Below are 13,681 nucleotides of genomic sequence, written 5' to 3' on the forward strand. Positions count from 1 at the left end.
CGAGAAAGTGAAAAATCTCTTAGGAAACATCCTATACCTTCAGTTTTGCAAGCAATGTGATTTTACTTGCCTTCACTGAATTTATTTGTAATAATGTCACGTATTTTTTCAAAATACACAGAGAAGTTTTGCTCTTCATCAACATCGATCCACTCAATTTCCTTCATGTGACGAAACCATGACAGCTGTCTTTTGGCGAATCGGCGGGTATCGCGTTTAAGAAGTGTCACCGCCTCCTCGTAAGTAGTTTCGCCCGCGAGGTATGCCGCAATTTCCTTGTAGCCTAGTCCCTGCATGGACACAAGCCCCCTGACGTAGCCGCGCTCCAATAGAGTTCTAACTTCATCTACAAGGCCATCTGCCAGCATTTGATCAATTCGGTCTTCAATACGTTGATATAGTATTTTCCGGTCCATTGTCAAACCGATGATGCACAGCTCGTACGGAGACTCCTTCTTTTGGGCAGCATGAGAGGATGAAAGTGTCGTATCTGTCTGATGGTGAATCTCTAGAGCCCGTATGATTCTACGGCGGTCATTAGGGTGCAGACGGGCTGCACTGATCGGGTCAACAGCCTCTAATCTGGCGTGCAAAGCAAGAGCTCCGTGCTCCTCCGCGTATTCATCCTGCTCCTTACGAAAGGCCTCATCTGCCACAGCTTCCGAGAAGCGAAAGCCGTAACATAAGGACTCAATATAAAGTCCGGTGCCTCCAACAATAAAGGGGAGCTTCCCTCTTGCGCGGATATCTTCAATAGCTTTGGTTGCGTGCTCCTGAAATTCAGCTGCCGAGTAGGAATCCTGCGGATCATGAATATCAATTAAATGATGGGGAATGCCTTGCATCTCCTCGGGAGTGATTTTGGCTGTTCCTATATCCATCTCACGGTACACCTGCATCGAATCACCTGAGATAATTTCAGCATCGTATGCGGCTGCAAGCTCCAAGCTCAGTCTCGTCTTACCTACAGCAGTGGGACCCAAAAGGACCAACAGCTTAGGTTTTGCTTCAGTTGTCAATTTGTATCACCCCGTACGAAGTTTTGGAATTACTGCGCAGCAGCTCGGAAAAACCCAGCCTTGCAAATTCACCGCTAAGACTTTTTTCCTTCAACAGCACTGCTTTGCGGGCAATTCTTACGGCTTCAGACACACTCTCAGGGGACAAAGCAGCACCATTTGCAAACTGGCGTAAAGGAGATATGGCCGCTGAATCCGTTAAAGGCTGGCGGAACATCGGATCAAAATAGACAATGTCCACACTTTTATCAGGCTGTGCTCTCAAATAATCCAAATGATCATTATGTACAACCTTAATCCGCCGCAAAGCAGCATTTACTTTCTCATTCCCGGTAATATAATGGCTCATCCCTTCTAACAAGAGTCCATACAGCGGTAGTGAACTCTCGATAGCGGTAACCTCTGAAGCTTCACCGCCATAAACAGCAAACAGAAGAGAGTCTGTTCCGAGGCCTGCCGTGCAGTCCAGTACACTATCTCCCGGTACCATACCGGCAGCTTCTAGCATGGGGTCAGTTTCGCCTTTTAATACCCGTTTTGCCCGAACAAAACCCATACTCGGGTGAAATTGCATAGGTGGCATCCCAGGCCGCAGAAGCCGTACAGCCTCTTGCAGCACAACCAGCACTTCTTGGTCCTGATAATATTCTACCAGCTTGGTTAAAGAAAGGGTTCCGCGCGGTTTATAATCAACCTTTAACCGATCCGCGAGTGACTGCGCACGCTGCACAATTTCCGGAATCGGGCTATTGCCCGTAGTTATAATCATGATGCCTCCTGACTAGTTTCGGTATACACTTTCACTTCATAGATTACATAACCCGTTTGAATAATTTTTCCAGATCATAGACAGAAAAAGAAATCAGAATCGGACGGCCGTGCGGACAGGTATATGGCTGTTTGCAAGCAGATAATCGAGTTAACAGGCTGTCCACTTCCTGTTCTGTGAGTTTATGATTCGCTTTAATGGATGCTTTACAGGAACATAGAATAGAAGACTTTTCACGTAACTTAGCCAGATCGATGGATTTCTCACTCAGCACCCACTCTGCCATTTCCTCGATAATCGCCTTTTCCTCCCCTTGAGGGAACCAATAGGGCAAGGAACGGACAAGAAAAGTCTGACCCCCGAAATGCTCCAGATACACACCGGCCTGCTCGAACCAATGCAAACGTTCTCCTAGCTGTCGGCTTTCGGATGGAGTGAACTCAAGTGTTATGGGCAATAAAAGCTCTTGAGATGCATCTGCGGGCCGTCCAAATTGCTCATAATAAAATTCATAATTGATTCGTTCATGAGCGGCATGCTGATCTATTAAATATAAGCCTTCCTCATTCTGAGCGATAATATAGGTCCCGTGATGCTGTCCGATATAATTCAGTTCTGGAAATACCGGAAGACCCGTACCTCCACCGGCAGGAGGTGCTAAAAGCTCTTCAAGCCCCGCAGCCTGTTCTCGCGGATTGTAAGTAGGCTGTGGTGCACGATAGCTGTTATTTTTCCCTGCTTCGCGAATTTGTGGAGCCGCTTGGGATGCATTGCCGGTTTTAAAGGATTCTGTTTTGTATGGTTCTGATTTGTAGGGCTCTGTTTCACTTTGTTTATCCTGTTGTGAAAAAGTTGGTGTCCCTGTGATGAGCCCGTTGTTAACGTTCGAGTCTGAGTATTCCGCTCGGTCAGGGCGCTGTATTGGGCTCTCTTTCAAACCCTCTTTTGAACCCTTCTGAAAAGCGAATTGCTCCTGTATAATAGAGGAGCTCCCCTTGGGCCCGATCGTTTCTCTGCCCGGTCTGGGGATAAGTGTCTGACCCAATAATACCTTTCGGGTCTCCTCTTCAACGAACTTGTACAGTTCCACTTCCTTGCTGAATCGGACCTCCAGTTTGGCTGGATGAACGTTAACGTCAACTAGGGAAGGATGCATGTACAGCTTCATTACAAGTAATGGATAGCGGTTAATCGGCAATAAAGTATGATATGCACGCATCACCGCTGCGTTCAATCCGTTGCTCCGGATATAACGTCCGCCTACTATTGTTGTTACTGCGTTACGATTCGAACGCGTCCAATCGGGACGGCTGATATAGCCGGAAATCCGATAGTCGGGATCTTCGGCTGTGATCGGCAGCATGGCCTTTGCTGCTGAAGTCCCGTATACAGCGGCAATCACCTGCAGCAAATCACCATTACCCAAAGTATGGAGGAGCTGGTTGCCGTTATGCTGGAACCTGAAGGAGATGTCTGGATGTGCCAGAGCCATGCGGTACATGGCATCCGAAATATGCCCCAGCTCCGTCTGAACGCTTTTCATATATTTCAGTCTTGCCGGTGTATTGAAGAATAACTCCCGAACCTCAAAATCAGTTCCTTGCCCGGAAGGAGCATCTTCATTACAAATCAGCTTGCCGCCCTCAATCTTGATTAACCTGCCTTTTCCATCATCTGCACTAGCCGTCAGCAGCGAGACCTTGGATACGGCGGCAATACTGGGTAATGCTTCCCCGCGGAAGCCCAGGCTTGTTATCAGGAACAGATCGCGTCCATTCGCGATTTTACTTGTGGCATGTCGATAAAAAGCCGTCTCGCAATCATCCCCCTCTATCCCCGAACCATTATCCTTCACACGGATACTCTGCAGGCCGCCTTCCTCCACAGAGACCTCGATTACAGTACTCTTGGCATCAATCGCATTCTCCACTAATTCCTTTACGACCGAAGCTGGACGCTCGACCACTTCACCAGCCGCAATCTGGTTCGCAATATGCTCGTCCAATATATGAATTTTAGCCATGTCATTCACCTCGCTGTTTGACAATTTAGATAGAAATAACCTGTAGGGTTATTGGGGCGCATTCAAGTGTACTTTTACATTTGAATTCACCATTCTGAGCTATTGGGGCGCAATCAAGTGTACGTATACCTTTGAATTCACCATTCTGAGCTATTGAGGCGCAATCAAGTGTAGTTATACATTTGAATTCACCATTCTGAGCTATTAAGGCGCAATCAAGTGTACGTATACCTTTGAATTCACCATTCTGAGCTATTGAGGCGCAATCAAGTGTACTTTTACATTTGAATTCACCATTCTGGCTATTGAGGCGCAATCAAGTGTACTTTTACATTTGAATTCACCATTCTGAGCTATTAAGGCGCAATCAAGTGTACGTATACATTTGAATTCACCATTCTGAGCTATTGAGGCGCAATCAAGTGTATTTATACATTTGAATTCACCATTCTGAGTTATTGGGGCGCAATCAAGTGTAGTTATACATTTGAATTCACCATTCTGAGCTATTAAGGCGCAATCAAGTGTACGTATACCTTTGAATTCACCATTCTGAGCTATTGAGGCGCAATCAAGTGTACTTTTACATTTGAATTCACCATTCTGGCTATTGAGGCGCAATCAAGTGTACTTTTACATTTGAATTCACCATTCTGAGCTATTAGGGCGCAATCAAGTGTACTTTTACATTTGAATTCACCATTCTGAGCTATTAGGGCGCAATCAAGTGTACTTTTACATTTGAATTCACCATTACGAGCAATTTGAGCAAAATTAATGGTACTTAGCAATAACCTGCAATAGCAATTAACCTTATAAATCTCTGGCTTTCATCTTGAGGTCGTTCAGCAATCCCATAGCCTGAAGAGGTGTCATATTCATAAGATCCGCGTCTTTTACAGCGGCGATGATCTGTTTCATGAATGGATTCTCCTGAACAACAACAGCGGACTCGTGTGCATTGGTAGAAGCAGGTGTAGTTGCACCGCCTTTGCGGTTTCTGCGCGGCTCCTCTTCACCAAAAATAGAGAGCTGAACCACACGGAGTCCCTCATTCTCTATAGAGGGCTGAAGCGAAGCTGCCGCTGCTTCTGCATAAGCCGCTTTTGCTGCGGACTCCGCTATCGTATTTACTTCGTCGTTTATCAATAAAGTTGAAGGTAGACCTGTTGAGGAACCTGCACTTTGCTGAACAGACTGACCGGATAGAACGGTTGGAACGGATGGCAATGTTTCTTCCATCACTGAAGTTCGCTCTTGTCCTTCAGCATAAACTCGAGGTCCAGCACCAACAGGAGATGCATGTTCGATTTCCTGAAGGAGGCCGTAGGCCCGATCAATAATCCCTTCAGGCAGCCCTGCCAGACGGGCACAGTAGATCCCATAGCTGCTGTCTGCGGCCCCGGGTACAAGCTTACGCAGGAAATTCACCTTGTCGCCGCTCTCTTGTACGGCCATCGAATAATTGCGCAATCCAGCTAGACTTTCTTCCAGATGAGCCAACTCATGAAAATGGGTCGATACGAGCGCTTTGCAAGCAATCGTATCATGAACGTATTCAATGACAGCCTGAGCGATAGCCATACCCTCGCTTGTTGAGGTGCCCCGTCCCAGCTCATCAATAATGATAAGGCTTCGCGGAGTTGCTTTTTCAGTCATGACCTGTATGTCAGCCATCTCCACCATGAAGGTACTTTGTCCGCCGATGAGATCATCCGCCGCCCCGATCCGGGTGAAAATCCGGTCAATCAGCGGGATCTCCGCACTAGCCGCAGGAACAAAGCAGCCGATTTGTGCCAAGATGGTAATTAGCGCAACCTGCCGCATATAAGTGCTTTTACCAGCCATGTTAGGACCGGTAATCAGTAGAATATTCCCTTCCCCTTTACTAAGGGTACTTCCATTCGCTATGAAGGCGGAGTCCTTAAGGACGGCCTCAACAACGGGATGGCGTCCATTTTCAATGGTCAAATCGTAACCGTCCGACAGCTTGGGTTTCACAAATCGATACTCGGCACTTACAGCTGCAAGGCATTGGTAAACATCGATTTCAGCTACTTTTTCGGCTAGATTCTGCAAGCGTGGAATTTGAGCACTCAAACGATCTCTGAGCTCTGTAAAAAGTGAATATTCCAGATCCGTCATTTTATCCTGCGCTTCCAGAATAAGAGCTTCCTTCTCCTTCAGCTCAGGGGTAACAAACCGCTCGGCATTCGCCAACGTCTGCTTGCGTTCATACCTGCCTTCCGGTAAAGAAGCGAGATGAGAACGGGTTATTTCTATATAATATCCGAATATTTTGTTGTAACCGATTTTTAGGGACTTGATGCCGGTTGCCAGACGTTCCTTTGCTTCAAGCTCGGCAATCCAGCGTTTGCCGTTGCTGCTCGCTTCTCTAAGCTCGTCCAACCGTGCATGGTAACCAGCCCGAATGATCCCGCCGTCACGTATAGAAACTGGAGCTTCATCAACGATAGCCCGCTCTATATCCTCACGAAGGTCGGCACATTCATCCATGGATGAACCGATCTCTTTCAGAGTTGTTGAACCCGAGCTCAGACACATCTCTTTCAGGGTTGGAATCTGTGCCAGGGACAACTTCAGGGCATTCATATCCCGTCCATTGGCACTGCCGAAGGCAATACGTCCGGTTAGTCGTTCCAAATCATAAATTTCCTTCAGTGCGAGACGAAGATCTTCACGAACGATAAATTGGTTATATAAATAGTCAACAGCTTCCAGCCGCCGTTCAATTGGAGATCGCTGCAGCAAAGGCTTATCGATTCTCCGGCGGAGCAGGCGGGCTCCCATTGAGGTTTCTGTGCGATCTAGAAGCCAGAGCAGTGAACCTTTTTTGGAACGTTCACGAACGGTTTCAGTAAGCTCCAAATTTCGGCGGGTAAACGGATCGAGAATCATGTAGTTCCCAGGCTCATAAGGAGAAATCTGGCTTAATTGTCCAAGTGATCGGCGCTGCGTTTCACCCAAATAGGAGATTAAGATTGCCAGACATTGGCCCCGCTCTTTCTCTAGCCGTACCCAAGCCGCTTCTCCAAATTGACGCCGTGCCGACTCCTCATCCCGTTTCTCCCAAGGTGTATATACAACGGGCTTTGCTCCAAAAAGAGCTTCACCGCGAATACTGTCCAACAAAGCTGCATCCCCGATAATCTCTGCAGGCTCATAAATGCCAATCTCATCGCGGAGCCATTCTGCTCCCGAGAGTACTGATGTTACATATAGCTCACCTGTGGTCAAATCGCAGGCTGCCAGCGCCATCATGCCATCATTTTCAGTAACACATACCAGATAATTATTGGATTTCTCAGAAAGAATCTTGCCGTCCATCACTGTACCTGGAGTAACCACACGTACGATGTCCCGCCGCACCATTCCTTTGGTGGTCGCAGCATCTTCAAGTTGCTCGCAGATAGCTACTTTGTACCCTTTTTCAATCAGGCGCTGAATATATCCCTCGGCAGCATGGTGCGGTACTCCGCACATGGGGATCTTGTCTTCAGTTCCGCCTTCGCGGCCAGTCAATGTAATTTCAAGCTCTTTGGATGCCAATATCGCATCATCAAAGAACATTTCATAGAAATCTCCTAAACGGAAAAAGAGAAAGGCATCCTTAGCCCCTTCCTTTACTCGTAAATATTGCTGTATCATCGGCGTATATTGTGCCATGGTCAACCTCCATGCCTATTTCTTTGCTATCGTCCATTATAGCAGAAAGTAGACGTTCAAGGTTATCCCTGCGCATAGGATAATCGTTGGATTCGCTAGAGTTCGAAATGGAATCATGGAACAAAAATACAAAGAAGCGCCTGTTCACGGCGCTTCTTTGGCACACCAGAGCCCGCGGATATCACGGGCTTCGTTCCATGTTTTACCTACGTCGATATAGCGGAAAAGAGGTTCTATGTAGCGGGCGGCGAGTTCATAGCCGCCTAAAGCACGCAGTTGGCCTCTGAGCGGAGCAAAGGCCTCGCGGAGCGGGGGTTTGTCGCCGCGATAGTAGGCGGCATGCAGGTCTTCCCTGTCGAGCGGGCGGAGGGGCAGGTCTTCATAACGGCTCACAATCAGGTGAGCCAGATAGACTGCCCCCTTGGCGACGACCGGAGACACCAGGAAGCTCGGCAGGGTCCGGTACTCGAAGCCGCCATGCGGCTGGTGCCGGAAATCGCCGAGAACGCCGTAACGCGGACGCCGGGCCGCTGCCCGGGAGTCCTCCAGCAGCATCATGGGCAGCGCGAGGTAGTTGTCGAGCGCGCGCAGCAGCGGCGCCGTCAGCGACACGCCGCTGAAGTGCAGGTGACCGCCGAGGGCCCAGCCCCGCAGCGGCATGCCTCCCGCCCGCCAAGCCAGCGAGCGGTCGGCGATGAGCCGGTCCGCCGTGGCTGCGGCGGACATCAGCTGCGCCAGCAGCGCGCGCGGGGAACCGCGCGGCCGAGGGCGCAGCTCCGCTACCGGGAACGTGCCGCGCGTTCCCGGGGGTCCGGCGTCGCAGCCGGCGACGCCGTCCGTCGGCAAGTACAGGGACGCCGGCACGACTCGGCCGGCGGCGCCCCGCTGGAGCAGGAACTCCGGATCCATGCCCATCATCATCCCCGGACGGCCGGGGAGCTCCTGGGCCAGAATCCGATCCAGGGCCAGCTCCGCCGTGCGGTAGGGCTCAGGCAAGGGTTCACCCGATTGCTCCTTAAGCGGAGCAATCTCCTCCACCACATACCTGCGGTCCCCCTTGCATAGCAGCAGAACCTCTCCGCTGTCGAGACCTACGCTGTACAAAGCACGGACAGCTATCCCCTCGAGCAGCTTGTTCAACCCGCGGCGTTCGGGAGGTTCAACCGAATCACCTGAGCCGTGAGTTAAAGACAGCCCCTTCATTCCCTCTCCCGCCCGGAACGGAAGGATTTTAAGTACCCCCAGATTGTATATGTATACTTTATAACGCAACCTATGCCTTACCTTCCTATGGGTATCATTCGGAGGAACCGAGCCCGATAACCCGATATCACCTTCCATGCCGTTCCTTGCACTATTGTTCATTTCCCCGTCATTCATTACCCTGTCATTCATTACCCTAATGTTCCTTAACATCAGCTTGCTCTGCTGAGTTAATGCAGCTTCAACCCCGCTGCGAAGCAGCCGCTGTTCTCTTTGCTCCAGCGACAAAGTGTCAAACACCCGGTGCCCTTCATTCATTTCCGCCCCACCTCCAGAACGCCGCATGTTCTTATAAAGATTTAGAAAGCAAAAAACGGTTTTCCATCCCATTGGACGGCACCGTTTCCTGCGGATCATCAGAATAAAAACCTACACACGCAAGACCAAAAATAAATTTAAAAAAAGAGGGCATCCGCCCTCTACGCCGCTGCCCCCTGATCATATAATGGTTTCATACCCATTGAGGATCAGTTACCAGCGGCGTACCTTCCTTACAGCTCATCATCCAGCGCATCAGGGTCCAAATCCTCATAATCGAAGCTCTCACCGTCAAAGTCGTAATCCTTATCCTCCGGATCATCGCTTTGATCGCTGACGTACACGCGGACCTTGGTCTCAGCCACCAGTTCCGCCTCGAATTCCCGCTCTACCCGGAGGGTAACACTGCCTCCGCCGGGAGATACGCCTGCTTCCACACAGTTCGGCTCCTGCGTTGCATCCGCAGAAACCTCGACCGTGGAAGCACGGTGTCTAGGGTCCAAATACGAAAGAGGGATAAGTTCTACATAGGAGACCGTTTCTTTCGCTACTTCGGTCTGCTTGTTTTTGTCGTACGAGTACCAGATGTTTACATCATAAGTACCGATGACTTCGATTCCGTTCCCCGCAGCAACCGCCTCGTACTGGTGGTTGATAATCCAGGCCCCCAAGATACTAGTAGGATGATGCGGCGGAGTTACGGTATGGGTTGCGGTAGAGAACTTACGACCTTTGCCGCAAATCGCCTTCGTAATGATCTCCCTTGTTTGACGTTTATGGTTCAATGACATCTTTAAACCTCCTCCATACAATCATTCACTATCAAGTGTATGCAGGACATGGGCGTTTGTTGATTGTTAGAGTATAAAAAAATTTGGGTAAGCCTTCGGAAGTCTATTTCGGGAATACTTTAACGATTCCGAGCTTTCTCTCTTTACTTAAATCAATAAAATCATCTTCGATATTTACAAGGGGACGAATGGGATCATGCGGGAAAATCATGATGATTCGGCCTATCCTGCCGTCTGTCAGCTCTACCTCATTCCCTATCATCGACTGCATCAGCTTATCCATAAAGACACGGCAAATATAAGGGTCAAGCTTGCCGAAGGCACTATCTCCCATCTGCTTAAGTACCTCATACAGCGGTGATGCTTTACGATATAAACGGTCAGAGGTCATTGCATGGAACACATCTGCGACAGCTACGATTTTGCTATAATCTGTAATTCGATGTCCAAGCACTCCGAACGGATACCCGCTTCCATCCATTCTTTCATGATGCTGAAGGGCTACCAGAGCCTGCATATGGTCAGTCCCCACAGTATCCCTGATTAATTCATAACCTATTGTTGTATGCTTCTTCATATGTTCAAATTCTTCATCCGACAACGGACCTGGTTTGGTCAAAATTTCAGCCGGAATCATAATCTTTCCGATATCATGCAGCGTTGCGGCTATGGTCAGCATCCCCAGCTCTTCGGGATCCATTTTGAGCCATTTACCAAGGAGAGTAGATAATATGCCAACCGCTATATTGTGCCTGTATGTATAATCATCTTTGGATTGCAGAGCAGATAACATTCCGTAAAAATCATTTTTTTCCGAGACCTTATTAATGAAAGGAATGACCTCTGACCGAAGCTCATTAATAGGAACTTTTTTAGTGAATCTAATCTGATCAAAGATCATTTCCATGGCAGTCGTACAGTCATCTACAGCGATATGAAAGAAGGCTGCACTTTCTATTTCGATAATATCATGGTTGTCCAAAAAAATACGATGTTGATCAAGCAAGCGGATATGCTCTGTATTTAACAGGGTCATAGCAGGTAAAACAAATACTCCGTTATCATTGAATAGATCCAATCCAAGCTGCTTGCCGATATACGTCCTATTGCTATTTTCCATACCCTCTCACCTACTATCACTTTATATAGAACCTTTTCTCTTAACCCAGCCTCGATTCGCAGTCTTATACGCAACGGGCATTTTATAACGTTTGGCGATTTTCAGATAGAGTTCCAACTCACGGACAAGCTGCAGAATTGCAGATCTAACCTCAAACTCCTCGCGGGAGGAAGGCAGATCCATCCTTTGGAACTCTATTTCGAGCGCTTCGAGTAGATGTTCTGTCCGCCCTGTATATTCCTCTGCCAGTACATCCCCGCTAAGCTGGTCGAATAAATCGGCCACCATTTCCCCGTGCGGAAAACATTGATATACCTGGGACAACAGCTGCATCATGACTTGAATGGATTCCAACTGCTCTTTTCGCATATAAAAATATACATTCCACGCCTCATCCGGATGGATAACGTGATTTTCCATTTCTCTCTCCGCTGCCATTAATCCCTGCTGCACAGCCGTATTTGCCGTAATCAACTCTTTACCGTCCCATAGATAATGAGGATCGTGCAGCGTACGGGCCATCTGACTGAATATAACGGAAAACGCTCCATCTACCTCTTTGCGAATTCGATACATTGTTCCTTCGGTCTTTGGCATGTAGATCAAATTAATTAGTCCCGCTGAACCGAGTCCGATAATTAACAGCTCCACCTGCTGCAGTAGTACATGAATGGAGATCTCAGCTTGTCCAAATACGCGAAAGACGATAACCGAGCTTGTAACAATTCCTTCTTTGAAACCGGATCGGACAATAAGCGGGAACCCAAATAATACAAATACCCCAAGTACCCAATAGTTGAAACCAAAAAACCAGAATAGAATGCACCCGAAAAGGAGACCCACAACCGATGCTAAAAATCGTGCAGTTATCGTCCGGAGACTCCTTTTGCGGGTGACTTCCACACCCAAAATAGCTAAAAGCCCAGCGCTCTGCGCATTGGGTATACCTACAGCAGCCGCAATCAATATGGACATTAACGTTGCAGCCGCTGTTTTAATAATACGAAAACCCATTGAATTACCTCTCCTTAAAACATTTCCATCATTATTCATACAGTATAATCATGGTACTTTATTTTCGTAACAGGCACAATATGACATCTTTTTTACCTATGTGACAGCAGAAGCTTTTCTACATATACAACTACTTGGTACATCGCAGTAGCCACAGCGGCAATAATAAGCAGGCTCGACATCACCAACGTGAAATTGAACACCTGAAACCCGTAAATAATCAGATAACCCAAGCCCGACTTTGCCACCAGAAACTCTCCGACGATTACGCCCACCCAAGACATCCCTACATTCACTTTAAGCGTGGAGACCACCGTTGGAAAAGAAGCCGGCAGGATTACTTTGGTAAACACCTGAACCCGTGATGCCCCAAAAGATTTAACTACCTTAACAAGATTGGGATCCACACCGCAAAAGCTGTTGTAGACTACCAACGTAGTAACAATGACTGTGATAGATAAAGTGGTCACGACAATTGACGTAAATCCTGCCCCAAACATCACAATGAATATCGGCCCAAGCGCGACCTTAGGCATACTGTTGAAGACAACCATATAAGGATCAAGCACAGCGGATAAAAAAGGAGACCACCAGATGAGCACCGCTATAAGCGTTCCTAGCAGTGTTCCCAAGACAAAGCCTACGGCAGTCTCCCCTACAGTCATACCTAAATGCGGCCACAAGCTGCCGCTGGCCATATCGCCTAATATCTGCTTGAATACCTTTGTAGGGTAGCTAAACAGTAGTTCGTCAATCCACCCTAATCTGGCCCCTGCTTCCCAAGCCGCAAAAAATAACAGCATGATAACTGTTCTTACAGCCATTACATTTCTCTTTCGCTGCTTCATTCCACAAGTATAATCCTGATGCATGTCTTGCAGCCATTGTATACGGGAAGCTGCAATCTCGGATGGCTCCGTTTTATTCATTCGCCTTCCCTCCTGCCAGCTCCATTTCCCTCCATATTTCATTAAAAAGTTCTACAAACCCCTTTTGGTTGCGCGCATAGAGAGGCGGAGCCTCGCGGATTCCCATCGGTATAGGGAATACTTTGCGAATCTTCCCCGGATTCCGCTCCAGTAAAATTACGGTGCTGCTTACCGCGATCGCTTCCGACAAATCATGTGTGACCAGGATAGCAGTGGTACCTCGGCGCCGGAATGTTTCGGATACAAGATCTTCCAACTGGAGCTTAATCTGATAATCCAATGCAGAAAAAGGTTCATCGAGCAGCAGTAAACTGGGGTCCGTAGCTAATGTTCTGACCAGGGCGACCCGCTGCCGCATCCCCCCTGATAACTGAGAGGGATACTGGTCACCCTTACCTGCAAGCCCCATATCCTCCAACAGACTTAAGGTCTTCTCCCTTGTATCTACATTTAATCGTCCGGTCAATTCAAGCCCCAGTACTGCATTATCCAGTATGCTGCGCCAAGGAAAGAGATAATCCTGCTGCAGCATATATCCTACCTCCGGAGAAGGGCCCTCTACCCTGTGTCCGTTAAGCAGAACCTCCCCGCGTGTGGGTTGGAGCAGACCAGATATGATTGATAACAGCGTGGTTTTCCCGCATCCGCTCGGTCCAACCAAGCTGACGAACTCCCCTTGGCCAATACTGAGATTGAGATCTTCCAGGGCCAGAGAAGCTTCCCGATCACCAAGATAAGCATGAGTTATACCCTTCAATTGGACTACTGGAAGCATATCATCTCCTCCTCTCTTAAAATTGCGAGCATA

General features: G+C 48.2%; 10 protein-coding genes. All 10 read right to left on the minus strand.

The genetic code is table 11. The annotated features are described in order from the left end of the window. Positions 1-62 precede the first annotated feature (62 nt). The gene (gene miaA, locus J2T20_RS08025; RefSeq protein WP_307587261.1) at positions 63-1,019 is read right to left on the minus strand and encodes a tRNA (adenosine(37)-N6)-dimethylallyltransferase MiaA; all 957 of its coding nucleotides are present in this window, start codon (positions 1,017-1,019) and stop codon (positions 63-65) included. After that, positions 1,009-1,788 (minus strand): class I SAM-dependent methyltransferase, encoded by a 780-nt coding sequence (locus tag J2T20_RS08030; RefSeq protein WP_307587263.1) that lies wholly within the window; start codon positions 1,786-1,788, stop codon positions 1,009-1,011. Before J2T20_RS08030 ends, miaA begins: the two co-directional genes overlap by 11 nt. A gap of 43 nt (positions 1,789-1,831) precedes the next feature. Further along, positions 1,832-3,811: a DNA mismatch repair endonuclease MutL gene (mutL, locus tag J2T20_RS08035; RefSeq protein WP_307587264.1), complete on the minus strand. Its 1,980-nt coding sequence runs from the start codon at positions 3,809-3,811 to the stop codon at positions 1,832-1,834. Between the two features lie 813 nt (positions 3,812-4,624). Further along, complete coding sequence (gene mutS, locus J2T20_RS08040) at positions 4,625-7,498, minus strand: DNA mismatch repair protein MutS (RefSeq protein ID WP_307587266.1); 2,874 nt, start codon at positions 7,496-7,498, stop codon at positions 4,625-4,627. 144 nt (positions 7,499-7,642) lie between these two features. Continuing rightward, positions 7,643-9,019, minus strand: a complete 1,377-nt coding sequence (locus J2T20_RS08045; protein ID WP_307587268.1) for a putative amidoligase domain-containing protein — start codon at positions 9,017-9,019, stop codon at positions 7,643-7,645. A 233-nt stretch (positions 9,020-9,252) separates the two neighbouring features. Beyond that, positions 9,253-9,810, minus strand: coding sequence for an outer spore coat protein CotE (locus J2T20_RS08050; protein WP_307587270.1), 558 nt, complete (start codon positions 9,808-9,810; stop codon positions 9,253-9,255). Between the two features lie 103 nt (positions 9,811-9,913). Then, positions 9,914-10,930 (minus strand): HD-GYP domain-containing protein, encoded by a 1,017-nt coding sequence (locus tag J2T20_RS08055; RefSeq protein ID WP_307587271.1) that lies wholly within the window; start codon positions 10,928-10,930, stop codon positions 9,914-9,916. A 21-nt stretch (positions 10,931-10,951) separates the two neighbouring features. Next, entirely contained in the window at positions 10,952-11,944 is a 993-nt protein-coding gene (locus J2T20_RS08060) for an aromatic acid exporter family protein (protein ID WP_307587273.1), read from the minus strand. Between the two features lie 92 nt (positions 11,945-12,036). After that, positions 12,037-12,873 (minus strand): ABC transporter permease, encoded by an 837-nt coding sequence (locus J2T20_RS08065; protein ID WP_307587275.1) that lies wholly within the window; start codon positions 12,871-12,873, stop codon positions 12,037-12,039. After that, on the minus strand, positions 12,866-13,648 hold the full coding sequence (locus tag J2T20_RS08070) for an ABC transporter ATP-binding protein (protein ID WP_307587277.1): 783 nt from the start codon (positions 13,646-13,648) through the stop codon (positions 12,866-12,868). The genes J2T20_RS08065 and J2T20_RS08070 overlap by 8 nt, the downstream gene beginning before the upstream one ends. Positions 13,649-13,681 lie beyond the last annotated feature (33 nt).

Origin of the sequence: Paenibacillus wynnii (assembly GCF_030812855.1) — a bacterium.
In the GTDB taxonomy this organism is placed as follows: domain Bacteria; phylum Bacillota; class Bacilli; order Paenibacillales; family Paenibacillaceae; genus Paenibacillus_AQ; species Paenibacillus_AQ wynnii_A.